The following is a 25,681-nucleotide window of genomic DNA, read 5'->3' as shown; positions in this document are numbered from 1 at the left end:
CGGCCGAGCAGCTGCCGTTCGTGGTACCCCTGGAGGCCCGCACGCGATACGTCGGCACCGGCTACGTCAAGGAGCTGGCCGAGGCCACCGGCGGCGTCTACCGGGAGGCGGCCCCGGACGTCGGGATCGTCGCGAGCCTCGACGCGCTGGAGGGGCCCGACTTCGACCCAGCCGGTGTGCACCCCGACGTGCGGGAGTTCTACGAGCACACCACCCGGTTCTCGCTCGACATCGTGCCGCGCTGGCGGACCTGGGTGCGGCCGGGGTACCTGCTCTACCGCACGCTGGTGGCCCGGCCGCTCGGGCAGGCCAACGTGCCGATGAACCAGCGCGAGGCCCAGCGCGGCATCCGCAGCCGGATCGACACGATCAGCGAGCCGGGCAGCGACATCGTGTCGACGCGCGGATGGATCCGCAGCTTCGCCGAGACCGGCGAGGCGATGTACGTCGGGATCTACACCACCTACCGGCACGAGGGCCGCGGCTACGTCAGTGTCGGGTTCCCGCTGCCGCAGGCCAACTTCACCGCCACGCTCGCGCCCAGGCAGCGCGACGGCGGCGGGCTCAAGCTCACCAGCAAGGGCGGCGACGGGCAGACCGGGCACTACCTCAGCTACGTCGACCCCGACGGCCGCGACCTCACCACCCTCGCGGTGCACGGGTTCACGGAGGAACTCGACGTCTACGTCCGCGACGGTGAGCTGCGCGCCGACCACGCCTTCGCGCTCTTCGGCCTGCCGTTCCTCACCCTGGAATACCGCATCAAGCGCGTCGGCGACGCGCCCTGACGGCCGGCTCCACGCGCGCGAACTCCTCGATCGGGGCGCAGGCGTCGGCGAGCGGGTCGTGCTCGTCGAGGCGCGTCGCCACCCGGCGCAGCAGGTCGCGGAACCCCGTGCGGTCCGGCTCGTCGAGGGCCGTGAGCACGCGCTCCTCGACGTCGTGCAGCTTGCGCTGCAGGTCGCACATCGTGGCCCGGCCCTGCTCGGTGGCCAGGATCCGGCGGGCCCGGCGGTCGGCCGGATCCGGCTGGCGCTCGATGAGCCCGGCCTTCTCCAGGTCGTCGAGCAGGTAGGTCATCACCGTGCGGTCGATGCCCAGCTGGTTGGCCAGCGCGAGCTGCGTGCAGGCCGTGCCGGCGACGGCCGCGGTGAGGATCTGGTAGCCCCGGGGTCCGCCGGGGAGGTTCTCCATCACGTGCTGCGCGCCCTTGGCGTAGCCGCGCAGCACCACGCCCAGTGCCCAGCCCAGGTCGGAGCTGAGATCGCCGGTGGTATGTGCCGGGGTCTCCGGCGCCTGCGTCATGCGGTAATGATACGCAGCTCACTCCCTCTTGCTGAAAGATGTTCTGCCAAGCAGAATTTCTGTGAAGCCGCTACAGGAGGTACGACAGCATGCATCTCTTCCGTCTCGACGCCAGCGTCCGCACCGCCGGCTCGGTGAGCCGCGCGCTCGCCGACACCGCCGAGCAGGCCTGGCTGGCCGAGCACCCCGGCGCCGCGGTCACCCGGCGCGACCTGGGCCTGCACCCGCTGCCGTCGGACGCGTGGCCGGCCCTGGCCCGCCGGCAGTTCGACCCGTCGGCCCCGGAGCACCCGGACGCTGCGGCGCTGGTGCAGGAGCTGGGCGACGAACTGCTCGCCGCGGATGCCTACGTGTTCGCGGTCCCGCTGTACAACTGGGGCGTCCCGGCCCACGTGAAGACCTGGTTCGACCTGCTCGGGATGCACCAGGGGCTGCGGACCGGGGAGGAGTCGCACATCGCCGGGCGCCCTGCCGTGCTGGCGATGAGCCGGGGCGGCGGCTACGGGCCGGGCGCGCCCAAGGAGGGCTGGGACCACAACGCGCCGTACCTCAAGCGGATCCTCGCCGACGTCTACAAGCTCGACCTGCACGTCGCCGAGGCGGAGCTGACCCTGGCCGACGTGAACCCGGCGATGGCGCCGCTGCGCGGGCTCGCCGCCGAGTCGCTGCGCACCGGCCACGAGTCGGCCGCCGCCCACGGGCTGCGGGTCGCGGAGATGGTCCGCGCATAGCGCACCGCAGCAGCGCTACAGCGGCGGCAGGTTGTTGGTGAGGTCCAGCGCCGTCGCGATGAGGGACTGCAGCCGCGCGGTGAGCGCGAGCAGCAGCTGGTGGGCGGCCGGGCCGGCGTGCGCGGCCGCCTGCTGGAGCGCCTCCAGGTCGCCCTGCACCTGGGAGAGCTGCACCGCGAGGTCGCCGGCGCCGCGCTGGAGGGCCCCGGCCATGTCGGACAGGCTGACGCCGTTGGCTTCCAGCACCTTGATGGCCGCGATGCGGTCGACGCACGAGGGGTCGTAGAGCCGGAAGTTGCCGGCGGTGCGCTGGGCCGCCTCGATCAACCCGAGGCCGGTGTAGAAGTCGACAGTACGGGTGGATACACCGGACAGATTCGCCAGCTCACCGATCCGAAGCAGTCTCGACACCGGCTAACCCTACAGTGCCACGTGTTAGTGTGCCCGCCATGGTGTTCAAGAGCCTCCGGCGGGCCCTCGGTGTCGGCGGGCCGACCGTCGACACCCAGCTGCGCACCCCCGACGTGCGACCCGGCGAACTGCTCGCCGGCCAGGTGCTGTTCGCCGGTGGCGAGCACGAGGTCGAGGTCGAGCGCATCGTGGTCGAGCTGGTCACCAGGGTCGAGGTGGAGACCTCGGACGGCGAGTACGACTCGACCGTCGCGTTCCAGAAGCAGCAGCTCACCGGCGGGTTCCGGCTCGCGCCCGGGATGCAGCACGCCGTCCCGTTCCAGCTGCCGGTGCCGTGGGAGACCCCGATCACGCACCTGTACGGGCAGCGCCTCCCCGGCATGGCCATGGGCCTGCGCACCGAGCTGGAGGTGGCCCGCGCGGTCGACAAGGGCGACCTCGACCCGATCAACGTGCACCCGCTGCCCGCCCAGGCCGGGGTGCTCGCCGGCTTCGTCGAGCTCGGGTTCCGCTTCAAGACGGCCGACCTGGAGCGCGGGTTCATCTACGGCGTGCGCCAGACCCTGCCGTTCTACCAGGAGATCGAGTTCTGGGCGGCGCCGCAGTACCAGGGCGTCGTGACCGAGGTCGAGGTCACCTTCGTGACCGACCCGCACGGCATGGAGGTCATCATCGAGCTGGACAAACGGCGCGGCGGCCACGACGCGATCGGCCGGTTCAAGATCGGTCACGCGCAGGCTCAGGCGGTCGACTGGATCCGTGAGGTCGACGGATGGATGCGACAAACGGCGCAAAGCCGTCGCGGATGGGCCTGACCTACCCTGAACCGGCCGGGTCCGTCGATGGATCGGCGCGGTACCGTTAGCGCACAACACTGACGTCGGACGCGGGAGGCGGGCATGCGAGAGCTTGTCGTGGTGGGTGTGCGGGCCCAGACCTGGCAGAGCCGCCCGATGGTCCTGCTCAAGGAGGAAGCCTCCGGCCGGCACATCCAGCTGCCCGTCGAGGGCGGCCCCCGCAACCTGGACGAGCCGATCAGCGCCGAGCTGCTGCAGCGGGTGCTGCACACGCTGCGCGTGCCGCTGCGGGCCGTCGAGGTCACCGCGCCGCAGGGCCCGTTCAACCTGGTGCTCGGTGACGGGTTCCGCGTGCCGGCCGCGCCGCTGGAGGCGATCGCGCTGGCCCGCCACCTGCGCGTGCCGATCGTGACCTCCGAGGAGCTGCTGGCCAGCGCGGCCGTCGCCGCGCCCGAGGGGCCGACCCAGGCGCTCGACCTGACCGCCCACATGGAGAAGCTCCCGTCGGGCCGGGCCACGCTGCTGATCCGCAAGGGTGCCGAGGCCGGCGCCGAGTTCGCCCTCGACGGCGACATCGTGCGCTGCGGCCGCGACTCCGCCAACCAGATCGTCCTCGACGACAACACGGTGAGCCGCAAGCACGTCGAGTTCCACCGCAACACGGGCGGCGTCGGCTATTCGACGCTCGACATGGGCAGCCTCAACGGCACCTACGTCAACGGCGAGCGGGTCAAGAGCGTGACCCTCAACGACGGCGACGAGGTCCAGGTCGGCAAGTTCACGCTCGTCTACCAGCTGCGGTAGTCACCGGCGCCTCACCAGGGCGACGGGCTGTAGTCCTTCAGGAAACAGCCGAAGAGGTCCTCGCCCAGCTCGCCGCGCACGATCGGGTCGTAGACCCGCGCCGCGCCGTCGGCGAGGTCGAGCGGGGCGTGGAAGCCCTCCTCGTGCAGCCGCATCTTCGTCGGGTGCGGCCGCTCGTCGGTGATCCAGCCCGTGTCGACGGCCGTCATGAGGATGCCGTCGGCCTGGAGCATCTCCTCGGCGGCGGTGCGGGTCAGCATGTTGAGCGCCGCCTTGGCCATGTTCGTGTGCGGGTGGCCGGGCCCCTTGTAGCGGCGGCTGAACTGCCCCTCCATCGCGCTGACGTTGACGACGTACTTCCGGCGGGCGCTCGCCGCGGCCATCGCCGGGCGCAGGCGGCTGACCAGGATGAACGGCGCCGTCACGTTGCACAGCTGGACTTCCAGCAGCTCCAGCGGGTCGACCTCGTGCACCATCTGCACCCAGCTGTTCGAGGACGCGAGGTCGGGCACCAGCCCGCCGGCGTCGATCGCGGTCAGCGCCGCGATCCGCTCGGGCGTCGCGTTGCGGCTGGTCAGCGCGAGCGCGGTGAGCGCGTCCGGCGGGATCAGCGTCGGCGCCGGCCCCACCAGCTCGGCCGGGGCGTCGTGGGCGTGCGGCGCCTTGTGGAAGGTCACCATCTCGGGCAGCGGCCCGTCGAGCGTGAGCGGCGCCGACTCGGCGGCGACCAGGTGCGAGTACGACCCGGGGGCGCGCTTCACGGTCTGCGCCGCGTTGTTGATGAGGATGTCGAGCGGCCCCTGCGCGGCCACGTCGTCGGCCAGCGCCGACACCTGCGCCGGGTCGCGCAGGTCGATGCCGACGATCCGCAGCCGGTGCAGCCAGTCGGCGCTGTCCGGCATGGCCGAGAAGCGCCGCACCGCGTCGTTCGGGAACCGGGTGGTGATGGTCGTGTGCGCGCCGTCGCGCAGCAGCCGCAGCGCGATGTACATGCCGATCTTCGCCCGGCCGCCGGTGAGCAGCGCCCGCCGGCCGGTGAGGTCGGTCCGGGCGTCCCGGCGCTCCCGGTTGAGCCTGGCGCAGTCGGGGCAGAGCTGGTGGTAGAAGGCGTCGACGTCGACGTAGCGGTTCTTGCACGTGTAGCAGGACCGGGGCCGCCTGAGCCGCCCGGCGGTCGCCCCGATCGTCGGCGACACCAGCGCGATCCCCAGCGTCTCGTCGTCGATCCGCCCGGGCGCGCCGGTGGCGGTGGCCTCGGTGACGACCCGGTCCGCCTCGGTGACGGCGGCCCGCTTGTCGCTGCGCCGCTGCCGCTTGACCTGCTTGTACAGGTGTGAGGTGGCTCGCCGCACCCGCAGCACGTCGGGGTGGTCGGGCGCCAGCTCCGAGAGCTCCTCGAAGACGGCGAGGCAGATGGCCATCCGCTCCGGGTCGATGCCGGTCGGCTCGGCCGCGGTGCGGGCGTCGGCCGGGTCGCCGAAGGACCGGCCGAGATCGATGCCGGGCAGGTCGTGCTGGTCGGCGAGGGCGGCCGAGTCGTGCGGGGTCACCCCGGAACTGTACGCGAAAAACGGAACGGGCCCGCCCGGCGCCTTTGCCACCCGGCAAGTACCGCGCGGAGCTCGTCAGGCCGGGGCCGCCCAGCCCGGGTCGCGGCCGGTCAGGGCCAGGAGGCGGGCCAGCCGGGGAGCGGCGTCCGGCACCTGGACCTCGGGGCCGTACACGCCCATCGCGCGGCCCTGGTCGGCCATGCGCGCCGACTCGCGGTACACCACCTCCACCAGGTCCTCGTCCCACTCGGCGGAGCGGCCCAGGGCGCGCGCCAGGTCCCAGCCGTGCACCACGAGCTCGCCGAGGACCATGCCGCCCACCACGTCTGCGGGCAGCGGGGCCGGGCCCGCCATGTGCGTCTCGCCCTCCCACGCCGCCGGCGCCGACCACGCCTCGGCCAGGCGGTCGAGCTGACCGGCCGGCGTCAGGCCGGCGACGGCCCCGGGCGGCACCGTCTCCTTGCGGGCCGCGCCCTCCAGCGACGGGCCCCAGTGCAGGAGGTGCCCGGTCAGCGCCCGCACGTCCCAGCCCGCGCACGGCGTCGGGGCCGCCAGGTCGTCCTCGGTCAGGTCGGCGGCGAGCGTGCGGATCACCACGACGGCGGGGCCCGGCAGCAGGTACATGTCCATGCCGCGAACCGTAGGGCAGCCGCCGGGCCGCGGTCTTGGACAAACGCGACGGACAGCACGGATAACCTGGCCGGATGCCGGAGGTGCGGGACAGCCGCGAGGTCGGCGGCGCCTGGGCCGCGTTCCAGCGCTTCGGGTTCGCTGCGCCCGCCCCCGACCTGGCCCCGGTCGTCGCGCGCTACTGGTGGGCGCGGTGGGACCTGCGCGGCCAGCCGCCGTACCGGCAGCTCATCGTCCCGCAGCCGAGCGTCCAGCTGACGTTCGCGGACGACGGCCCGGCGCTCGTGCGGGGCGTCCCGCGGGGGCGGGTGGTGTTCACGCTGGAGGGCACCGGGGCGCGCTTCGGCGTCGTGTTCCGGCCCGGGGCCTTCCGCCGCTTCCTCGACCGGCCGGTCGCCGACCTCACCGACCGGGCGCTGCCGGCGTCCGAGGTGTTCGACCCGCCCCGGCTCGTGCCCGACCCCGGCGTGGACGGGGTCGGGGTCGCCGTCGCCGCGGTCGAGTCCTTCCTGCGCGGCGCCCGGCCCGGGCCCGACCCGGTCGGTGACCAGGTCGCGGCGTGGGTCGACGACATCCGCACGTCGAGCGGGCTGCGCCGGGTCGACCTGGTCGCCGCGCACTGCGGCGTGCACCCCCGGCGGCTGCAGCGGCTGTTCGCCGAGCACGTGGGGGTTTCGCCGAAGTGGCTCATCCGGCGGTACCGGCTGCACGAGGTGACCGAACACCTGACCGGGCGGGGGCCGGACGTCGACTGGGCCGGACTGGCGGCCGACCTGGGGTACGTCGACCAGGCCCACCTGACCCGGGACTTCACGGCGATGTTCGGGGAGCCGCCGACCACCTACGCGGCCCGCTACGAGGCACCGGGGTAGGGTGGCTGACGATGCGTACCCGCCTGCTGGGTGTCGTGCTGCTCGTCGTCGTCGGGGCGGCCGGCTGCGGTGGCGACCCCGCCGATACCCCGGCCGCCGCCACCTCGACCGTCGAGTCGCCCGGGCGTCAGGTCCAGTCCCAGGACACCGCCTCGCCGAGCCCGGCGGCCACCAGCGCCGCGCCGAAGGCCGTCAAGCACGCGTTCCCGCTGCAGGGCAAGGGGTCGTACTCGAAGGAGCACCACGACTACCCGGCCAGCGACATCATCGCGAACTGTGGCCTGGTCGCCGTGTCGCCGGTCGACGGCACCGTGCTCGAGGTCGCCCGGGTCGACACCTGGAACAGGAAGACGAACGACGGTGCGACCCGCGGCGGCCTGTCCGTGTCGATCCTCGGCCACGACGGCGCGCGGTATTACATGTCGCACTTCTCCAGCATCGACCAGGGCATCGAGGCCGGCGCCGCGGTCACGGCCGGCCAGCCGGTCGCCAAGGTCGGCCGGACCGGCGACGCCAGCGCCTGCCACATCCACTTCGGCATCTCGCCGGCCTGCCAGCGGACGGGCGACTGGTGGACCCGCCGGGGCGTGATCTGGCCCTGGCCGTACCTCGACGCCTGGAAGGCCGGCAAGGAGAAGTCCCCGGTCGGCGAGCTCGAGTCGTGGCAGCAGAAGAACGGCTGCCCGACCAAGCCGACGGTCTTCCCCTAGCCCCTACTCGTATTCCAGGCAGAACGGGTGGCCGGCCGGGTCGCTGTACACCCGGAAGCCCGCCTCCTTCGTCGACAGCAGCTGGGCGCCCATCCGCAGCACCTTGGCCTCGGCGGCGTCGATGTCGTCGACCCGGATGTCGAGGTGCAGCTGCTGCGGGAAGTTCGGGTCCGGCCACTGCGGCGGGCGGTAGTTCGGGGCGTGCTGGAAGCTGAGTTTCGTCGTGCCGTCGCCGATGTCGATCCAGTCGCCGTCGACCCGCGTGATGGGCAGGTCCAGCAGCTCCGAGTAGAACCGGGCCAGCGTGTGCGGGTCAGGCGTGTCGAGGACGACGGTGTTCAAACGCGCGGTCATGTTCCCAATCTTGCCCTTATCCGCCCGAACCCGCTTGGATCGCGGTGATGGCGACCGTGTTCACGATGTCCTTCACGGTCGCGCCGCGGGACAGGTCGTTCACCGGCTTGTTCAGGCCCTGCATCACCGGGCCGACGGCCACCGCGCCGGCCGACCGCTGGACCGCCTTGTAGGTGTTGTTGCCGGTGTTGAGGTCGGGGAAGACGAACACCGTCGCCTGGCCGGCCACCGGGCTGTCCGGCAGCTTCGTGGCGGCCACGGCCGGGTCGATCGCCGCGTCGTACTGGATGGGGCCCTCGACCGGCAGGTCGGGGCGGCGCGCCCGGACCAGCTCGGTCGCCATGGCCACCTTGTTCACGTCGGCGCCCGCGCCGGAGGTGCCGGTGGAGTACGACAGCATCGCCACCCGCGGGGTCACCCCGAAGCGGGCCGCGGTCGCCGCCGACGACAGCGCGATGTCGGCGAGCTGCTCGGCCGACGGGTCGGGGTTCACCGCGCAGTCGCCGTAGACGAGCACCCGGTCGGGCAGCAGCATGAAGAACACGCTGGAGGCGACCGACACGTCCGGTACCGTCTTGATGATCTCGAACGCCGGGCGGATCGTCGCCGCCGTCGTGTGGGTGGCGCCGGACACCATGCCGTCGGCGTGGCCGAGCTGCACCATGAGCGTGCCGAAGTACGACACGTCGGCCACCACGTCCCAGGCCAGGTCGAGCGTCACGCCCCTGTGCGCGCGCACCTGTGCGTACGCCTTGGCGAACTCGTCGCGCAGCGGCGACGTCAGCGGGTCGACCACCTCGGCCCCGGACACGTCGACGCCGAGGTCGCGGGCCTTCGCGGCGACCGCGTCGGGCGCCCCGAGCAGGGTGAGGTCGGCGACCCCGCGGCGCAGCAGGATGTCGGCCGCGCGCAGGATGCGCGGCTCGGTGCCCTCCGGCAGCACCAGCCGCCGCCGGTCGGCGCGGGCCCGCTCGATGAGGTCGTACTCGAACATGAGCGGCGTCACGCGCGACGAGCGGGTGAGCTCCAGCGCCGACGCGAGCGCGGCGACGTCCACATTGGACTCGAACGCGCCGAGCGCGGCCTCCACCTTGCGCGGGTTGGCCAGGCCGAGCCGGTGCTCGACCCGGGTCGACGCGGCGATCGTCTCGTAGCTCGCGCCGGGCACCGACAGCACCGCGAGGCCGGGGTTGAGCCGCTCGAAGAGGCGCAGCGCCCCCGGGTCGGGCGCGATGCCGATCGTCAGCACGATGCCCGCCAGGGGCACCAGGCCCGACGCGTGCGCGGCCCCGGCCGCGATCAGCAGGTCGGCCCGGTCGCCGGGGGTGATGAGCAGCGCGTTCTCGGTCAGGTGGTCCAGCAGGGCGGGCACCTGGGCGGCGCCGACGACGTAGTCGTGGACGTCGCGGCCGAGCGCCGCCTCGGAGGCGGTGACGACCGTGGCGCCGAGCTGCTCGGCGACCTCGGCGACGGTCGGCGCGCCGATCGTGGCCACGTGCGGGATCGTGTAGCAGGGGACCGGGAGCACCGGCGGGGGCACGACGCCGGCGGTCTTGTTCACGATGACGGCGGCGACGGTGACGTCGAGGTCGACGAGCGCGTGGTACGCCTGCCGCGCCGCACTGTCCACATCGGACGCTGTCGGCGCGGTCACCACCGGTACCATCACCGCACCGAACTCGTTGGCGAGCCGGGCGTTGAAGGACAGGTCGTCGTCGGCGTCGGTGCCGATGACCACCATCGCGTCGAACTCGGGCGCGACGGCCCGGAACCGCTCGACGATCGCACCGACGAGCTCCTCGCCGTGCCCCGCCGCCAGCTCCGCCGCGGCCTCGGCGGCGGTCACCCCGTGTAGCTCGGCCGGCCCCTGGGTGATGGCGTAGCGCTCCCGGAGCAGTGCGAGTAACGGATCGGGAAACGCCGGGACAACGGGGCGGAACACGCCGAGCCGCGGCACCGCGCGCGACAGCAGCTCGGCCAGGCCGAGGGCCACCGCCGACTTGCCGCTGGCGGGGTCCTGCTCGACGAGGTACACGATTCGGGCCACGGCAGTAGTCTGCACGGCATGATCCTCGTGCTCAACAGCGGCTCCTCCTCGGTGAAGTACCGTGTCGTGGATCTCACCGATGCGGAAGCGGGCGAGCGCGGCCTCGTCGAGCGCATCGGCGAGCCGGGCGGCGTGCCCGACCACCGCGCCGCGCTGAAGCAGGTGCTCGAACGGGTGAACGCGGCCGGCGTGACCGCGGTCGGGCACCGGGTCGTGCACGGCGGCGAGCGCTTCCGGGCGCCGACCGTGGTCGACGACGCCGTGCTGGAGGCGCTGCGCGACCTGGTGCCGCTGGCGCCGCTGCACAACCCGGGCGGGATCATCGGCATCGAGGCGGCCCGCGCGGCCCTGCCGGACGTGCCCCACGTGGCGGTCTTCGACACCGCGTTCCACGCGACGCTCCCGCCCGCGGCGGCCACCTATGCCCTGGACCGCGAGCTGGCCGCCCGCCACGGCATCCGCCGATACGGCTTCCACGGTACCTCGTGCGCCTTCGTCGCCGGCCGCACCGCGGACCTGCTGGGCCGCCCGGTCGCCGCGCTCAACCAGATCGTCCTGCACCTCGGCAACGGCGCCAGCGTGACCGCGATCGCGGGCGGCCGCAGCGTGGAGACGTCGATGGGCCTGACACCCCTCGAGGGCCTGGTGATGGGCACCCGATCGGGTGACCTCGACCCGGCCGTCCCCGGCTTCCTGCACCGGGTGGCCGGCCTGGACTTCGCGGGCGTGGACGAGGTCCTGCTCCGCAGGTCCGGCCTGCTGGGCCTGGCCGGCGTCAACGACATGCGCACGGTACTTTCGCTGCGCGACGCCGGCGACGAGGCGGCGACCCTGGCCTTCGACGTGTACTGCCACCGCATCCGCAAGTACGTCGGCGCCTACCACGCGGTCCTGGGCCGCCTGGACGCGATCGCCTTCACGGCGGGCGTGGGCGAGCACGCGGCCCCGGTCCGCGCCGCGGCCCTGGCGGGCCTGTCGGGCTGGGGGATCGAGGTCGACGAGACCCGCAACGCGTCCCCGTCCCGCGAGGCCCGCGTGATCTCCCCGGACGGCGCCCGCGTGGCGGTCTGCGTGGTCCCCACGGACGAGGAACTCTCGATCGCCGAACAGGTCACGGCCCTGCTGACCTGACCTCCCCCCGGGGTGGGTCAGCGCCAGCCGCGGGGGTGGGTCGCCGCGCGGGGGCCGCTGCCGCGCAGCGGGGCGCCCGCGGCCTCGGCCAGGACGTCCGCCAGCTCCTCGTAGCCCTCGCGGACCAGGCCCGCCGTGACCCGCACGTGGTCGCTGTCCAGGTGGCTCACCTCGAACGGCGCGCCCGGGGCCACCGCGATCCCGTGCGCGGCCAAGGTCAGCATCGCCACCTGCTGGTTGGCCACCGCCATCCACAGGTTGATCCCGTCCCCGGCCGTCGCGGTCACACCGCGGGCGTCCAGGGCGTCCAGGAGGGCGGTGCGGCGGCGGGCGTACTCGTCGCGGGCGTGCGTGATCTGCTCCACAGTGGACGGATCGGTGAGCAGGTCCACGAGCACGGCCTGCAGCAGGCGGCTGGACCAGCCGGGGCCGAGCAGGCGGCGGTCGGTCACCGCGGTCACCACCGCCGCCGGGCCGCCGATCGCGGCGAGGCGCAGGTCGGGGCCGTGGCTCTTGGAGAAGCTCACCACGTGGACCGTGCGGTCCGGCAGCCGGCGGCCCAGGCTCACCGGCGGCGCGGTCGCGATCCCGCCGGAGTGGTCGTCCTCGACGATCGTGACCGACGGGTGCTTGGCCAGCACGCGGGCCAGCTTGTCGGCCCGGGCCTGGGTCATGCTGGCGCCGGTCGGGTTGTGGGCGCGCGGCTGGAGGTACACGGCGACCGGGTCGACCGACCGCAGCGCGGACGCCAGGGCCTCCGGGCGCAGGCCGTGCTCGTCGATCGGCACCCCGACCACCGTGGCGCCGACCGACTCCAGCAGGTCGAGCATCGGCGGGAAGGCCGGGTCCTCGACCAGGACGTGGTCGCCGAAGCGGACGACCACGCCGGTGATCCGGTCGAGCGCGTCGAGGGCGCCGTCGACCACGGTGAGCTGCTCGGGCGGGAACGGCCAGCGCTCCCGCAGCACCGCCTCCAGGCCGGGCAGCACGGCGCCGTCCAGGTAGCTCGTGGTCAGCCGCGCGTCGCCGATCCGCCGCAGCGCCTCGGTGAGGCTGGGCAGCAGGTCGTAGTCCGGCACGCCGGTGGAGTAGTCGCGGACCAGCCCGCCGCCGAGCTCGCTCACCCGGCCGCCGAGCTGCGCGTACCGCAGCCGCTGGCGCGGCACCGACGGGCCGGAGACGAACGTGCCGGAGCGCCCGCGGGTCTGGATCGCGCCGGCGCGGGCCAGGCTGCGCCACGCCTCGCTCACCGTCGTGGGGCTGATCCCCAGCTCCTTGGCGACGTCCCGGACCGTCGGCAGGCGGGCCCCGGCGGGCAGCGTGCCGGCCGTGACGAGCCGGCTGACGGCCGCGGCGATACCCCGGGCGGTGCGGTCGTCGACGGCCCCGGCAATCAGGTCAAGAGCCACAGGCCCCGACCCATCCAGAAGTGAGCGCCAGCAAATTACATCTCCGAAACATTCTGTAACGCTTGGACCATTGTCCGCCTAGATTTGTGTCGTTAGTGTCCTACGGCATCCGACCCGAGACAAGGTCAACCGCCGGTATCCCGCACGCCGGACACAGTGGACTGACCAGAGAGGGGCAGCCATGACAGCCGTCATCCGGGCCGCCATCGTCCAGACCAGCTGGACGGGCGACAAGGAGTCGATGATCAAGGCACACGAGGACTACGCCCGTCAGGCCGCCGCCCAGGGCGCGAAGGTGATCTGTTTCCAGGAGCTGTTCTACGGCCCCTACTTCTGCCAGGTCCAGGACAAGGCCTACTACGAGTACGCCGAGTCGATCCCCGGGCCCACCACCGAGCGCTTCCAGGCCCTCGCCGCCGAGCTGGGCATGGTCATGGTCCTGCCGATGTACGAGCAGGAGCAGCCGGGCGTCCTGTACAACACCGCCGCCGTGGTCGACGCCGACGGGCGCTACCTCGGCAAGTACCGCAAGAACCACATCCCGCAGGTGAAGGGCTTCTGGGAGAAGTTCTACTTCCGCCCCGGCAACCTCGGCTACCCCGTCTTCGACACCGCAGTGGGCAAGGTCGGCGTCTACATCTGCTACGACCGGCACTTCCCCGAGGGCTGGCGGGCCCTGGGTCTCAACGGCGCGCAGATCGTCTTCAACCCCTCGGCGACGTCCCGCGGCCTCTCGGCGTACCTCTGGAAGCTCGAACAACCGGCGAGCGCTGTGGCGAACGAGTACTTCATCGGCGCGATCAACCGCACGGGCATCGAGGACCTCGGGGACAACGACTTCTACGGCACGTCCTACTTCGTCGACCCGGAGGGCAAGTTCGTCGGCGAGGTCGGCGACTCGCACAACCCGGAGCTGATCGTCCGCGACCTCGACCTGGACCTGCTCGCCGAGGTCCGCGACCGCTGGGCGTTCTACCGCGACCGCCGCCCCGACGCCTACGGGGAGCTGGTGAAGCCATGATCCTGATCAAGGGCGGCGTCGTCGTCGGCCCCACCGGTGCCATCCCGGGCGACGTGCTCATCGTCGGGGAGCAGGTCTCGGCGATCTTCGCGCCGGGGCAGGGCCCGACCGAGGGTGACTTCGAGGTCATCGACGCGACCGGGAAGTACGTCATCCCCGGTGGCGTCGACGCGCACACGCACATGGAGCTCCCGTTCGGCGGCACCTTCGCCAGCGACACGTTCGACACGGGCACCAAGGCGGCCGCGTTCGGCGGCACCACGACCATCATCGACTTCGCGGTGCAGCGCACCGGCGAGGTGGTCCAGGACGGCCTCGCCGCCTGGCACGCCAAGGCCGCCGGCAACTGCCACATCGACTACGCGTTCCACCAGATCCTCGGCGGCGTCGACGACGAGTCGCTCAAGGCGATGGACCAGCTCGTCACCGACGAGGGGATCACCAGCTTCAAGCTGTTCATGGCGTACCCCGGAGTCTTCTACAGCGACGACGGCCAGATCCTGCGGGCGATGCAGAAGGCGCGGGACAACGGCGCCATGATCATGATGCACGCCGAGAACGGCCCGGCCATCGACGTGCTCGTCAAGCAGGCCCTGGAGCGCGGCGAGACCGACCCGATCCACCACGGCATCACCCGCCCCGAGGCCCTGGAGGCCGAGGCGACCAGCCGCGCGATCTGGCTGGCGAGCGTCGCCGCCGACTGCCCGCTCTACATCGTGCACCTGTCCGCGAGCAAGGCCCTGGAGCAGGTCGCCGCCGCCCGCGACCTCGGGCGCAACGTCTTCGCCGAGACCTGCCCGCAGTACCTGTACCTGACGCTCGAGGACCAGCTCGGCGCGCCCGGCTTCGAGGGCGCCAAGTGGGTCTGCTCGACGCCGCTGCGCAGCAAGCACGAGACGCACCGCGCCGACCTGTGGCGCGGCCTGCGCAGCAACGACCTGTCGGTGGTCTCCACCGACCACTGCCCCTTCTGCTTCAAGGACCAGAAGGAGCTCGGCGTCGGCGACTTCTCGAAGATCCCCAACGGGATCGGCGGCGTCGAGCACCGCGTCGACCTGCTGTACCAGGGGGTCGTCGACGGCAAGCTGTCGCTGTCCCGCTGGGTCGAGACGATCGCGACCACGCCGGCCCGGATGTTCGGCCTGTTCCCGCGCAAGGGCATCATCGCGCCCGGCTCGGACGCCGACATCGTGCTCTACGACCCGTCCGCCCGCACCCGGATCAGCGTCGAGACGCACCACATGAACATGGACCACTCCGCGTGGGAGGGCTACGAGATCGACGGCAAGGTCGACACCGTCATCTCCCGCGGCACGGTCATCGTCTCCGGCGACCAGTACCACGGGCGCGCCGGCCACGGGCAGTTCGTCCGCCGCGGACTCTCCGACTACCTGATCTGAACCTGGGGTTTTCGAAATGCCTGATATGCGCGAGATCAAGCACTGGCTCGACGGCCAGGCCGTGTCCGGCACGAGCGGCAGGAAGCTGCCCGTGTGGGACCCGGCCACCGGCGAGCAGCAGGCCTACGTGGCCGCCGCCACGAAGGCCGAGACCGAGCGGGCGGTGGCCAGCGCGCTGGCCGCCTTCCCCGAGTGGCGGGCCGCGTCGCTGTCCCGCCGCGCCGAGGTGATGTTCCGGTTCCGCGAGCTCGTCGACGCCAACCGCAAGGAGATCGCCACCCTGGTCAGCCAGGAGCACGGCAAGACCGTCGCCGACGCCGGCGGCGAGCTGGCCCGGGGCCTGGAGAACATCGAGTTCGCCACCGGCGCGCCGCACCTGCTCAAGGGCGGCTACAGCGAGCAGGCGTCCACCGGCGTCGACGTGTACCAGATCCGCCAGCCCCTCGGCGTCGTCGCCGGCATCACCCCGTTCAACTTCCCGGCCATGGTGCCGATGTGGATGTTCTGCAACGCGCTGGTGTGCGGCAACACGTTCGTGCTCAAGCCCAGCGAGAAGGACCCGTCCGTCTCGCTGCTGCTCGCCGACCTGCTGCGCCAGGCCGGCCTGCCCGACGGCGCGTTCAACGTCGTGCAGGGCGACCGGGAGGCCGTCGACACGCTCATCGAGCACCCCGACGTGCAGGCGCTGAGCTTCGTCGGCTCCACCCCGATCGCCCGGCACGTGTACGAGGCCGGCACCCGCGCCGGCAAGCGCGTCCAGGCCCTCGGCGGCGCCAAGAACCACATGGTGGTGCTGCCCGACGCCGACGTCGACGCGGCCGCCGACGCGGCCGTGTCGGCCGGCTACGGCTCGGCGGGCGAGCGGTGCATGGCCGTCTCGGTCGTCGTCGCCGTGGGCGCGATCGCCGACCCGCTCGTGGCGGCGATCACCGAGCGGATCGGCCGCATCGCGGTCGGCCCGGCCTCCGACCCGGCCGCCGAGATGGGCCCGCTCATCACCCGCGAGCACCGCGACCGCGTGGCCGGCTACCTCGCCGACCCCGGCACCGCCGAGGTCGTCGTCGACGGCCGCGACGCGCCGGTCAGCAGCGGGCCCGGCTTCTTCCTCGGCGCCTCGCTCGTCGACAAGGTGAGCACCGACTCGGCCCTCTACAAGGACGAGATCTTCGGGCCGGTGCTCTCGGTGGTACGGGCGGAGACGTACGACGAGGCAGTGCGGCTCGTCAACGACAACGAGTACGGCAACGGCACGGCCATCTTCACCCGCGACGGCGGCGCGGCCCGCCGCTTCCAGTACGACGTGGTCTGCGGCATGGTCGGGGTCAACGTCCCGATCCCGGTCCCGGTCGCGTACTACAGCTTCGGCGGCTGGAAGTCCTCGCTCTTCGGCGACCTGCACATGTACGGCCCCGAAGGCATCCAGTTCTACACGCGCAGCAAGGTCGTCACCTCGCGCTGGCCCGACCCGGCCACGTCGCAGGTCGACCTCGGATTCCCGAAGGTGCGGTGACGGTATGGACGTAGGCGTGGTGCTGCAGTGCGACCCGCCCGCGATGGGCGTGGTCGAGCTGGCCAAGCAGGCCGAGGCGGCCGGGTTCAGCCACGTGTGGACCTTCGACTCGCACGTGCTGTGGCAGGAGCCGTTCGTCATCTACAGCAAGATCCTGGCCGACACCGAGCGGGTGATCGTCGGTCCGATGGTCACCAACCCGGGCACCCGGGACTGGACGGTGACCGCGTCGCTGTTCGCCACGCTCAACGAGATGTACGGCAACCGCACGGTCTGCGGCATCGGCCGCGGCGACTCGGCGGTGCGCGTGCTCGGCTCCCGCCCGACCACCCTGGCCGAGCTGCGCGAGTGCGTGCAGGTCATCCGGGAGCTCGGCAACGGCCGCCCGGTGCACCTGCGCGACCGCGACCTGCAGTTCGCGTGGGCGCCGGAGAGCCGGCTCGAGGTCTGGGTCGCCGCCTACGGGCCGAAGGCCCTCGCCCTCACCGGCGAGGTCGGCGACGGCTACATCCTCCAGCTCGCCGACCCGGACATCGCCGCCTGGATGATCAAGGCGGTCCGGGAGGCCGCCGAGAAGGCCGGGCGGGACCCGATGGCGATCAAGTTCTGCGTGGCCGCGCCGGCCTACGTGGGCGACGATCTCGCCCACATGCGGGACCAGACCCGGTGGTTCGGCGGCATGGTCGGCAACCACGTCGCCGACATCGTCGAGCGCTACGGCGCCGACGGCACGGTGCCCACGGTCCTGACCGACTACATCAGGGGCCGCAAGGGCTACGACTACGCCGAGCACGGCCGGGCCGGCAACACGCACACCGACTTCGTCCCCGACGAGGTCGTCGACCGGTTCTGCATCCTAGGCCCGGTCGAGCACCACCTCAAGCGCCTCGCCGAGCTCAAGGACCTCGGCGTGGACCAGTTCGCCCTGTACCTGCAGCACGACGCGAAGGAGTCCACGCTCGCCGCCTACGGCGAAGCAGTCATTCCGGTCGTGTCATGAGACGAGCCATCGCTGCCCTCGCGGGTCTCGCCGCCTTCGTACTCCTCTGGGAGGGGTACAAGGCGGTCGGGAACCCCGAGGGCACCGTGGTCCTCGGAGTCCGGATCCTGCCCCGCGCCGACGACCTGTCGATGCCGCACCTGCTCGACGTGGTCCGGCGCCTCTCCCGGCCCGAGCTGACCGGCGGCCGGCCGGTCTGGCACGTGGTGCTCGACGCCTGCCTGTTCACCCTCGGCATCACCGCCGCCGGGTTCGCCGCCGGCGCGCTCGTCGGCTTCGTCCTCGCCGCGCTCATGCAGCGCTTCCGGGTCGTCGAGCGGGGCCTGCTGCCCTACGTGGTGCTGTCGCAGACGGTGCCGCTGGTCGCGCTCGCGCCGCTCGTGGCCGGCTGGAGCGGCGCCCTGTCGTTCGGCCCGTACCCCTGGCAGGACTGGATGACCGTGTCCACGATCGCCGCCTACCTCGCCTTCTTCCCGGTCGCCGTCGGGCTCCTGCGCGGCCTGCAGTCGCCGTCGGCCAGCGGCGTCGAGCTCATGCGCAGCTACGCCGCCGGCTGGTGGCGTACGTTCGTCAAGCTCCGGCTGCCCGCGTCGCTGCCGTTCCTGTTCCCCGCGCTGCGCCTGGCCGGCGCGGCCGCGGTCGTCGGCGCCGTCGTCGGGGAGATCTCCACCGGCACCCGCGGCGGCATCGGCCGGCTCGTCATCGAGTACAGCCGGGAGGCCACCTCCGACCCGGCCAAGGTCTACACCGCCATGCTCGGCGCCGCGCTGCTCGGCCTGGCCGTCGCCGCGTTCGTGAGCCTGCTCGAGCTCCCCCTCATGCGTCATCGTCGTCGAGTCGAGGTGAACGTGATATGACGGCCGTGGAGATCACCGGCGTCAGCAAGGTGTTCAACGCCGGTCGCGCCGACGAGGTCACCGCGCTGTCCGACGTCGACCTGACCGTCGGCACCGGACAGTTCGTCTCCCTGATCGGTCCGTCCGGCTGCGGCAAGTCCACGCTCCTGCGGCTCATCGCCGACCTCATCGAGCCGACCGCCGGCACGGTCACCGTCGCCGGGAAACCGGCGCCGAAGGCCCGGCGCGAGCAGGAGTACGGGATCGCCTTCCAGCAGGCCGGGCTCTTCGAGTGGCGCACCGTGCGCCGCAACGTCGAGCTGCCGCTGGAGCTGCGCAAGGCGCCGAAGGCCGAGCGGCGGGCCCGGGCCGAGGAGATGCTCGCGCTCGTCGGGCTGTCCGACTTCGGCGGCCACTACCCGGCGCAGCTCTCCGGCGGCATGCAACAGCGGGTGGCGATCGCCCGGGCGTTAGCGGTACACCCACCCCTCCTGCTGATGGATGAGCCCTTCGGTGCCCTCGACGAGATGACGCGGGAACGGCTGCAGACCGAGCTCCTGCAGATCTGCGCCAAGACCGGCACCTCGACGGTCTTCGTCACGCACTCGATCTCCGAGGCCGTGTTCCTGTCCGACCGGGTGGTGGTCATGTCGGCCCGGCCCGGGCGGATCACCGCGACCATCGACATCGACCTGCCCTCACGGGACGAGGCGGCCCGGCAGTCCACGGCGTTCTTCGACGCCGTCACGACGGTCCGGAAGGCGCTGCGGGCATGAGAGTCGTGCGCACGGTCCTGCCGCCGGTCCTGGTCGGGATCCTGGCCATCACCGGCTGGGAGCTCACCGTCAAGCTGGGCCGGATCGCGCCGTTCATCCTGCCGGCGCCCTCGGCGATCTGGGAGCAGCTCGTCGAGCAGCGCTCCAACGTCTTCGACGCGGCCCTCGCCAGCGGCGCCAACGCGCTCGTGGGGTTGATCGGCGGGTCCGTGGTGGCCGTGCTGGTGGCGATGTTCGCGTCGCGCCTGTCCTGGCTCGCCGACATCTCGGTGCCGTTCGCGGCCGTGCTCAACGCGCTGCCGATCATCGCGCTCGCCCCGATCCTCAACAACATGTTCGAGTCGACCAGCAGCGTGCCCCGCCGGCTGGTCGCCGGGATCATCGCCTTCTTCCCGGTCTTCATCAACACGCTGCGGGGCCTGCGGGAGGTCGACCCGACCCACCGCGAGCTCATGGACAGCTACGCCGCGAGCGGCTGGACCTTCGCCCGCCTGGTCCGGCTCCCGGGCGCGCTGCCCTACGTGTTCACCGGCCTGCGACAGGCATCGTCGCTGGCGGTCATCGCTGCGGTCGTCGCGGAGTACTTCGGCGGCCTGCAGGACGGGCTCGGGGCGCGGATCACCTCCGCCGCCGCGTTCACGGCATACCCCCGGGCATGGGCGTTCGTGGTCGGCGCCTGCGCCCTCGGGCTCGTCTTCTACCTGACCACGCTCCTGTTGGAGCGGTTGGCAATGCCCTGGAAGGCCCGTTCATAGCGTCTCCCCGGAGGTACCCCCATGAGAAGAAGGTCCCTCGTCAGCGTCGCTCTTGTGGCGGGCCTCGCGCTCGCCGGCTGCGGCACCGCTGACACTCCGTCGACGTCCCCGACCGCCAGCGGCGGTCTCACCACCGTGAAGCTGCAGTTGCAGTGGTTCTTCCAGGCCCAGTTCGCCGGCTACATCGCCGCCGTCGACAAGGGCTTCTACAAGGAGCAGGGTCTCGACGTCCAACTGCTGGAGGGCGGCGTGGACATCGTGCCGCAGACCGTCCTCGCGCAGGGCAAGGCCGACTACGCCGTCGCCTGGGTGCCGAAGGCGCTGGCCTCGCGCGAGCAGGGCGCCGGCATCACCGACGTCGGCCAGATCTTCGCCCGCTCCGGCACCTACCAGGTGGCGTTCGCCAGCAGCAACATCAAGTCCCCGGCCGACTTCAAGGGCAAGAAGGTCGGCAACTGGGGCTTCGGCAACGAGTTCGAGCTCTTCGCCGGCATGACCAAGGCCGGCCTCGACCCGGGCAAGGACGTGACCCTGGTCCAGCAGCAGTTCGACATGCAGGCGCTGCTCAAGAAGGAGATCGACGTGGCCCAGGCCATGTCGTACAACGAGTACGCGCAGCTGCTGGAGGCGACGAACCCGGCGACCGGCCAGCTGTACAAGCCCGAGGACTTCGCGATCATCGACTGGAAGACGGTCGGCTCGTCGATGCTGCAGGACGCGGTGTGGGCGAACACGGCCAAGCTCTCCGACAAGGCCTACCAGGACCAGACGGTCAAGTTCCTGACGGCCACGATCAAGGGCTGGGCGTACTGCCGCGACAACGCGGAGGAGTGCCGTGACATGGTGGTCGCAAAGGGCTCGAAGCTCGGCAAGAGCCACCAGCTGTGGCAGATGAACGAGGTGAACAAGCTGATCTGGCCCTCGTCCAAGGGCATCGGCCTGGTCGACGAGAAGGACTGGAACCAGACGGTCGACATCTCGATGACCACGAAGAACCAGGTCGGCGACACGGTCCTGAAGAAGAAGCCCGAGGGCCTGGCGTACACCAACGACTACATGCAGAAGGCCGTCGACGCCGCGAAGGCGGCCGGCATCGACGTGCAGGGCTCCGGCTTCACCCCGAAGACGGTGACGTTGACGGCCGGCGGCGCCTGACCCCTCCGTCGCAGGCTCGGGGCCACCGCGGCCCCGAGCCTGCACTACCGTGCGGGATCGTGAAGGTCCTGCACGGCTCCGGGGAGATCGAGCTGTCCGGCACCGCGGCCGAGCCGGTGGAGTTGGCGGGGCCCAGGGACTGCCGTAGCGGCGGCCGGCCGAGGTCCGGGAGCGGCAGGGGAAGCCACGCAAGTCGTGATCACGTAAAGCTCTTGCCCCTGAGCCCCGGTCGGGGCGTGCGCCACGGCCCGATGCGCCATGATCCCGAAGACTTTTCGTGCCCAGGGGTACCAAAACGCTTCGGGATCATGGCCATCGTGAGCTAAAACTCTTCGTGATCATGCCCTGGTCGGGCCGGCACACGGCTGCGCCACTATCGATGCTCACCACGAACATCGCTCAGCAGGCCGCTCACAGCACCGACCCCCGGCCGACAACCAAGCCCGCGACCAAAGACCGCAACCAGGGCCCCGACCGAACGCGAGCAGGACGTCGTCCCGTACGACGACCCGGAGATGCCCGCCGAGGTCCGGGAGTGGTGAGCCGCACTCCATGATCACGAAAACGTCTGGTACCCAGGGGTGCGAAGAGTCTTCGTGATCATGGAAGAGCGGCCGGCCGGGCGTCGGCGACGTCCGGCCGGCGCTGCGTCAGGAGGCGTAGGCGTCGGCCGCGTCCAGGGCGTCGTCGATGGCGTCGATGCCCTCCAGCAGCTCCGCCTCCGAGATCACCAGCGGCGGCACCACGTGCAGGCGGTTGAAGTGGGTGAAGGGCCACACGCCGCGGGACTTGCAGGCCGCCACCACCTCGGCCATCGGCTTCGCGGCCGGGCCTGACGCGTTGTACGGGACCAGCATCTCCTTCGTGTCGCGGTCGCGGACCAGCTCGATCGCCCAGAACAGGCCCAGGCCGCGCACGTCGCCGACCGACGGGTGGCGGTCGCGGAGCTTCTCCAGCCGCGGGCGGACCACGCGCTCGCCCAGGTCGCGGACGCGCTCGGGGATGCCCTCGTCGCGCATGACCTCGATCGTCGCCACGGCCGCGGCGCAGGCCAGGGGGTGGCCGGAGTAGGTCAGGCCGCCGGGGAACGGCCGGTCGGCGAACGTCTCGTAGACGCGGGGGCCGAGGATCACGCCGCCCAGGGGTACATAACCGGAGTTCACGCCCTTCGCGAACGTGATGAGGTCGGGAACCACGCCCCAGCGGTCCACCGCGAACCACTCGCCGCAGCGGCCGAAGCCGCTCATGACCTCGTCGGCGATGAGCAGGACGCCGTGGCGGTCGCAGAGGGCGCGGACGCCCTCCAGGTAGCCGGGCGGCGGGACGAGGATGCCGTTGGTGCCGACCACCGACTCGAGGATCACGGCGGCGATCGTCTGCGGGCCCTCGAACATGAACACCTCCTCCAGGTGGGCCAGGGCGCGCTCGGTCTCCTGCTCGGGGGAGTCCGCGTGGAAGGGGGAGCGGTACGGGTACGGGCCGAAGAAGCGCACCACGCCCGGCATCGCGGGCTCGTTGGCCCACCGCCGCGGGTCGCCGGTGAGCGTGATCGAGCCGCTCGTCGCGCCGTGGTACGAGCGATAGGCCGCGAGGATCTTGTGCCGGCCGGTCGTGCCGCGGGCCATCCGCACGGCGTGCTCGTTGGCCTCCGTGCCGCCGTTGGTGAAGAAGACGTACTGCAGGTCGCCCGGGGCGACGGCAGCGATCAGGCGGGCCGCGGTGCTGCGGGCCGCGTTGCCGAAGGTCGGGGCGATCGTGCACAGCTGGGCGGCCTGCTCCTGGATCGCGGCGACCACCCGGGGGTGCTGGTGGCCCAGGTTGAGGTTCACGAGCTGCGAGGCGAAGTCGAGGTACCGCCGGCCGTCGGTGTCCCAGAACGTGCTGCCGAGGCCGCCGGCGACGACGACCGGGTCGAGGGCCCGCTGGGCCGACCAGGAGTGGAAGACGTGCGCGCGGTCGTCGCGGTACGCGTCGGTGAGATCTGCCGTCATGAGCCGACGTTAATGGCACACGTGGGGCCGGACAATATCTCGACTGTTACAGCTTGTTACGAGCCCTATGCTGACCACATGGACATCACCACGGTGGGAGAACTGGAGGAAGTGCTCGGGTCACCGATGCCCCGGGCGTTGGCCAAGGAACGTGACCGGCTCAAGCAGACCGACCGCGACTGGTTGGCGCTGGCACCGTTCGTCCTCGTCGGCACGTCCGACGCGAGCGGCAACTGCGACGTCTCGCCCAAGGGCGACCCGCCCGGCTTCATCCACGTGATCGACGACCGGACGATCGCGATCCCCGAGCGGCCCGGCAACCGCCGTGGCGACGGCTACCACAACATCCTGGCCAACCCGCACGTCGGCCTGCTCGTCCTCATCCCCGGGCGGCGCGAGACGCTGCGGATCAACGGCCGGGCCCGGCTCGTGTCCGACGCGCCCTGGTTCGAGGACATGGTCGTGGAGGGTCACCGGCCGATCCTGGCGATCGTGGTGGACATCGACACGATCTTCTTCCACTGCCAGAAGGCGTTCATGCGCTCGCAGCTGTGGAAGCAGGAGACCTGGACGCCCGAGGCGCTGCCCACGCACGCGAAGCTCATCAAGAGCGTCCAGGACACCAGGGAGTCGCTGGACGAGCTCGAGGCCTACTACGCGGAGGACCGCTACCAGAAGGGTCTCTACGCCTGATATCTTCCGCTGCCGATGCAGCGGGGGAGGTACGTCGCGATGACCGTCGCGATCAGGGCATTCGTCTCGATCGTCATGCTCGCCGGCTTCTACGTGCTGGCGTTCGTCCAGCTGGTCGTCGGCATGGCGCTCGCGTTCTGGCTCGCGACGGTCGGCGGCAGCGGGCTCGGCGCGCAGATCGGCATCGCCGTGTTCCTGGCCACGGTGTGGGCGGTCGGCTACGGCACGTACAAGGCGGTGCGTGCCGGCAACGGCCCGCCGCCCGGCGTGGAGCTCGACGAGGACGACGCCCCGCGGCTGTGGGCGACGGTCCGCGAGCTGGCCGAGGCCGCCGGGACCCGCCCTCCCGATGCGATCTACCTGGTACCGGAGGTCAACGCCGCGGTCGTCGAGCGGTCCCGCCTGATGGGACTGCTCGGCGGCCGGCGGTACCTCTTCATCGGCATGCCGCTGCTGCAGACCCTGAACGTGGCCCAGCTGCGCGCGGTCCTGGCCCACGAGCTGGGCCACTACTCCGAGGCGCACACCCGCCTCGCCGGCATCTCCCAGCGCGGCCGCCTCGCGCTCGTGCGCACCGTCGGGCACATCAGCGACGGCAACGTGGCCGGCTGGGTGTTCCGCGGCTACACCGAGCTGTACATCGCCGTGCAGAACGCGGTCAGCCGGCGCCAGGAGCTCGAGGCCGACCACACCGCGGTGCGGGTCGCCGGCCGGCACGCGGCCGCGAGCGCGCTCAAGGAGGTGGAGGTCCTCGACACCGCCTACGACTTCTACGTCAGCGAGTACCTCGCGCCCGGCGTCGCCGCCGGCTGCGTGCCCGAGGACGTGTTCGGCAGCTTCGCCGAGCTGCTGCGGGTCCGCGCCGAGGAGCTGTCGGCGCTGCGCCACGCCCAGCCGGCCGCGGTCCGGGCCGGTCGCCACGACACCCACCCGCCGCTCGCCGAGCGGCTCGCCGCCATCGCCGCCGCCCCCGACCCGGTGGTCGACGCCGACACCGGCCCGGCGACCGCGCTCGTCCCCGGCGCCCGGGACGCCGGCCGCGAGCTGCAGGCCCGGGCCTTCCCCCGCGAGGGGCTGGTCGAGCTGCCCTGGGACGAGTTCCGTACCGCGACCGCCAACGCCGACCTCCAGGCCCGCACCGACACGTGGCTGCGCCTGTTCGCCCGCGAGGTGGGCAAGCCCGTCCCGCACGTCGACGCCGTCCTCACGCTGATCGACGACGGGTGGGTGCTCGGCGACCTCGTGCCGCCGGACGGGACGCTGCGCGACCCGATCGCCGGCCCGCTCGAGACGATGTTCCGGCTGGCCGCGGTCCGCTCCGGGGCCGGCCGCTGGCGGCACTCGTGGGTCGGCCCGAGCGTCCTGGTCGACCGGGCCGGCGCCGAGCTGGACCTGGCCGGCATCGCCGAGGCGGCGACCGTGGCCGAGGCCCGGCAGCGGCTCGCCGCCCTGCACATCGACCCCACCGCGGCCCGGCACGTCCAGCAGGTCGTCAACGCCAAACACGCCGAGATCTACGCCGGGATCAGCCAGGTGAAGATCGACGGCAAGCGGTCCGACCTGCTCGTGCTCAGCCACGGCCTGCTCGTCGTGCCGGGGGTCCGCTGGTACAAGGCCCGCAGTGCCTGGTTCCGGGTGAACCGCTGGACCAAGGAGGGCACGGCCCAGGAGGTCGCCGCGCTGCCGGGCACCCGGTTCATCGCGTACGAGGAGATCGCCCGGGCTTCGCGCGTGAGCAGACTGCGCTTCCGCTGGGAGCTGCAGCTGCACGACGGCACGACCGTGCGGGTGCG

At 72.0% G+C, this 25,681-nt stretch carries 24 protein-coding genes and 1 pseudogene; 17 read left to right on the top strand and 8 right to left on the bottom strand.

Translation table 11 applies throughout. The features are described from left to right. Positions 1-788: pseudogene (locus ABZS66_RS45795) on the top strand (hypothetical protein); the annotation flags it as partial. Here the strand turns inward: ABZS66_RS45795 and ABZS66_RS45790 are convergent. Further along, the gene (locus ABZS66_RS45790; protein ID WP_354769323.1) at positions 763-1,305 is read right to left on the bottom strand and encodes a MarR family winged helix-turn-helix transcriptional regulator; all 543 of its coding nucleotides are present in this window, start codon (positions 1,303-1,305) and stop codon (positions 763-765) included. The pseudogene ABZS66_RS45795 and the gene ABZS66_RS45790 sit on opposite strands and share 26 nt — an antisense overlap. 89 nt (positions 1,306-1,394) lie before the next feature. Here ABZS66_RS45790 and ABZS66_RS45785 point away from each other — a divergent pair, with 89 nt between their 5' ends. Then, positions 1,395-2,036, top strand: coding sequence for an NAD(P)H-dependent oxidoreductase (locus ABZS66_RS45785; RefSeq protein ID WP_354769322.1), 642 nt, complete (start codon positions 1,395-1,397; stop codon positions 2,034-2,036). A gap of 15 nt (positions 2,037-2,051) precedes the next feature. Here the strand turns inward: ABZS66_RS45785 and ABZS66_RS45780 are convergent, their stop codons facing one another. Next, positions 2,052-2,447 carry a MerR family transcriptional regulator gene (locus ABZS66_RS45780; protein WP_238014238.1) on the bottom strand — a complete coding sequence of 132 codons (396 nt, stop codon included), beginning with the start codon at positions 2,445-2,447 and terminating at the stop codon, positions 2,052-2,054. A gap of 38 nt (positions 2,448-2,485) precedes the next feature. Between ABZS66_RS45780 and ABZS66_RS45775 the strand changes: the two genes are divergently transcribed. Continuing rightward, on the top strand, positions 2,486-3,262 hold the full coding sequence (locus tag ABZS66_RS45775) for a sporulation protein (protein ID WP_354769321.1): 777 nt from the start codon (positions 2,486-2,488) through the stop codon (positions 3,260-3,262). A gap of 84 nt (positions 3,263-3,346) precedes the next feature. Further along, positions 3,347-4,048, top strand: a complete 702-nt coding sequence (locus tag ABZS66_RS45770; protein WP_354769320.1) for a bifunctional nuclease domain-containing protein — start codon at positions 3,347-3,349, stop codon at positions 4,046-4,048. A gap of 11 nt (positions 4,049-4,059) precedes the next feature. On the opposite strand, the gene ABZS66_RS45765 is transcribed toward ABZS66_RS45770, so the two are convergent. Further along, a complete protein-coding gene (locus ABZS66_RS45765; RefSeq protein WP_354769325.1) occupies positions 4,060-5,469 on the bottom strand; it encodes an SDR family NAD(P)-dependent oxidoreductase in 1,410 nt (469 codons plus the stop codon). 204 nt (positions 5,470-5,673) lie between these two features. Beyond that, positions 5,674-6,228, bottom strand: coding sequence for a TIGR03086 family metal-binding protein (locus ABZS66_RS45760; RefSeq protein ID WP_354769319.1), 555 nt, complete (start codon positions 6,226-6,228; stop codon positions 5,674-5,676). Between the two features lie 74 nt (positions 6,229-6,302). Here ABZS66_RS45760 and ABZS66_RS45755 point away from each other — a divergent pair, with 74 nt between their 5' ends. Continuing rightward, positions 6,303-7,100 (top strand): helix-turn-helix domain-containing protein, encoded by a 798-nt coding sequence (locus tag ABZS66_RS45755; protein WP_354769318.1) that lies wholly within the window; start codon positions 6,303-6,305, stop codon positions 7,098-7,100. 11 nt (positions 7,101-7,111) lie between these two features. Then, positions 7,112-7,810 (top strand): M23 family metallopeptidase, encoded by a 699-nt coding sequence (locus ABZS66_RS45750; protein ID WP_354769317.1) that lies wholly within the window; start codon positions 7,112-7,114, stop codon positions 7,808-7,810. Positions 7,811-7,813: 3 nt separating this feature from the next. Here ABZS66_RS45750 and ABZS66_RS45745 read toward each other — a convergent pair whose 3' ends face one another. Beyond that, on the bottom strand, positions 7,814-8,164 hold the full coding sequence (locus tag ABZS66_RS45745; protein WP_354769316.1) for a VOC family protein: 351 nt from the start codon (positions 8,162-8,164) through the stop codon (positions 7,814-7,816). 16 nt (positions 8,165-8,180) lie between these two features. Beyond that, positions 8,181-10,211, bottom strand: a complete 2,031-nt coding sequence (gene pta, locus ABZS66_RS45740) for a phosphate acetyltransferase (protein WP_354769315.1) — start codon at positions 10,209-10,211, stop codon at positions 8,181-8,183. A gap of 18 nt (positions 10,212-10,229) precedes the next feature. Between pta and ABZS66_RS45735 the strand changes: the two genes are divergently transcribed. After that, a complete protein-coding gene (locus ABZS66_RS45735) occupies positions 10,230-11,342 on the top strand; it encodes an acetate kinase (RefSeq protein ID WP_354769314.1) in 1,113 nt (370 codons plus the stop codon). A 17-nt stretch (positions 11,343-11,359) separates the two neighbouring features. Here the strand turns inward: ABZS66_RS45735 and ABZS66_RS45730 are convergent, their stop codons facing one another. Continuing rightward, on the bottom strand, positions 11,360-12,751 hold the full coding sequence (locus ABZS66_RS45730; RefSeq protein ID WP_354769313.1) for an aminotransferase class I/II-fold pyridoxal phosphate-dependent enzyme: 1,392 nt from the start codon (positions 12,749-12,751) through the stop codon (positions 11,360-11,362). Between the two features lie 181 nt (positions 12,752-12,932). Here ABZS66_RS45730 and ABZS66_RS45725 point away from each other — a divergent pair, with 181 nt between their 5' ends. The 8 genes from ABZS66_RS45725 to ABZS66_RS45690 are packed head-to-tail and all read left to right on the top strand — an operon-like array spanning position 12,933 to position 21,204. Beyond that, on the top strand, positions 12,933-13,772 hold the full coding sequence (locus ABZS66_RS45725) for a nitrilase-related carbon-nitrogen hydrolase (RefSeq protein WP_354769312.1): 840 nt from the start codon (positions 12,933-12,935) through the stop codon (positions 13,770-13,772). Next, complete coding sequence (hydA, locus tag ABZS66_RS45720; RefSeq protein ID WP_354769311.1) at positions 13,769-15,172, top strand: dihydropyrimidinase; 1,404 nt, start codon at positions 13,769-13,771, stop codon at positions 15,170-15,172. The genes ABZS66_RS45725 and hydA overlap by 4 nt, the downstream gene beginning before the upstream one ends. 25 nt (positions 15,173-15,197) lie before the next feature. After that, on the top strand, positions 15,198-16,682 hold the full coding sequence (locus ABZS66_RS45715) for a CoA-acylating methylmalonate-semialdehyde dehydrogenase (RefSeq protein ID WP_354769324.1): 1,485 nt from the start codon (positions 15,198-15,200) through the stop codon (positions 16,680-16,682). A 4-nt stretch (positions 16,683-16,686) separates the two neighbouring features. Further along, positions 16,687-17,682 carry a TIGR03842 family LLM class F420-dependent oxidoreductase gene (locus ABZS66_RS45710; protein WP_354769310.1) on the top strand — a complete coding sequence of 332 codons (996 nt, stop codon included), beginning with the start codon at positions 16,687-16,689 and terminating at the stop codon, positions 17,680-17,682. Next, positions 17,679-18,539, top strand: coding sequence for an ABC transporter permease subunit (locus ABZS66_RS45705; RefSeq protein WP_354769309.1), 861 nt, complete (start codon positions 17,679-17,681; stop codon positions 18,537-18,539). Before ABZS66_RS45710 ends, ABZS66_RS45705 begins: the two co-directional genes overlap by 4 nt. Beyond that, positions 18,536-19,294 carry an ABC transporter ATP-binding protein gene (locus ABZS66_RS45700; RefSeq protein WP_354769308.1) on the top strand — a complete coding sequence of 253 codons (759 nt, stop codon included), beginning with the start codon at positions 18,536-18,538 and terminating at the stop codon, positions 19,292-19,294. The genes ABZS66_RS45705 and ABZS66_RS45700 overlap by 4 nt, the downstream gene beginning before the upstream one ends. Then, positions 19,291-20,049: an ABC transporter permease gene (locus ABZS66_RS45695; RefSeq protein WP_354769306.1), complete on the top strand. Its 759-nt coding sequence runs from the start codon at positions 19,291-19,293 to the stop codon at positions 20,047-20,049. The genes ABZS66_RS45700 and ABZS66_RS45695 overlap by 4 nt, the downstream gene beginning before the upstream one ends. A gap of 21 nt (positions 20,050-20,070) precedes the next feature. Continuing rightward, a complete protein-coding gene (locus ABZS66_RS45690; protein WP_354769304.1) occupies positions 20,071-21,204 on the top strand; it encodes an ABC transporter substrate-binding protein in 1,134 nt (377 codons plus the stop codon). Positions 21,205-21,854: 650 nt separating this feature from the next. Here the strand turns inward: ABZS66_RS45690 and ABZS66_RS45685 are convergent. Continuing rightward, on the bottom strand, positions 21,855-23,195 hold the full coding sequence (locus tag ABZS66_RS45685) for an aspartate aminotransferase family protein (protein ID WP_354769302.1): 1,341 nt from the start codon (positions 23,193-23,195) through the stop codon (positions 21,855-21,857). A 78-nt stretch (positions 23,196-23,273) separates the two neighbouring features. Between ABZS66_RS45685 and ABZS66_RS45680 the strand changes: the two genes are divergently transcribed. Both ABZS66_RS45680 and ABZS66_RS45675 read left to right on the top strand, forming a co-directional pair. Further along, the gene (locus ABZS66_RS45680; protein ID WP_354769300.1) at positions 23,274-23,888 is read left to right on the top strand and encodes a pyridoxamine 5'-phosphate oxidase family protein; all 615 of its coding nucleotides are present in this window, start codon (positions 23,274-23,276) and stop codon (positions 23,886-23,888) included. Between the two features lie 15 nt (positions 23,889-23,903). Continuing rightward, positions 23,904-25,681: M48 family metallopeptidase (locus tag ABZS66_RS45675; RefSeq protein ID WP_354769298.1), on the top strand; the 1,778-nt coding region annotated here is incomplete at its 3' end.

The sequence above is a fragment of the Dactylosporangium sp. NPDC005572 genome (genome assembly GCF_040605515.1).
In the GTDB taxonomy this organism is placed as follows: Bacteria; Actinomycetota; Actinomycetes; order Mycobacteriales; family Micromonosporaceae; genus Dactylosporangium.
This window is presented reverse-complemented; position numbering and strand designations above follow the sequence as displayed.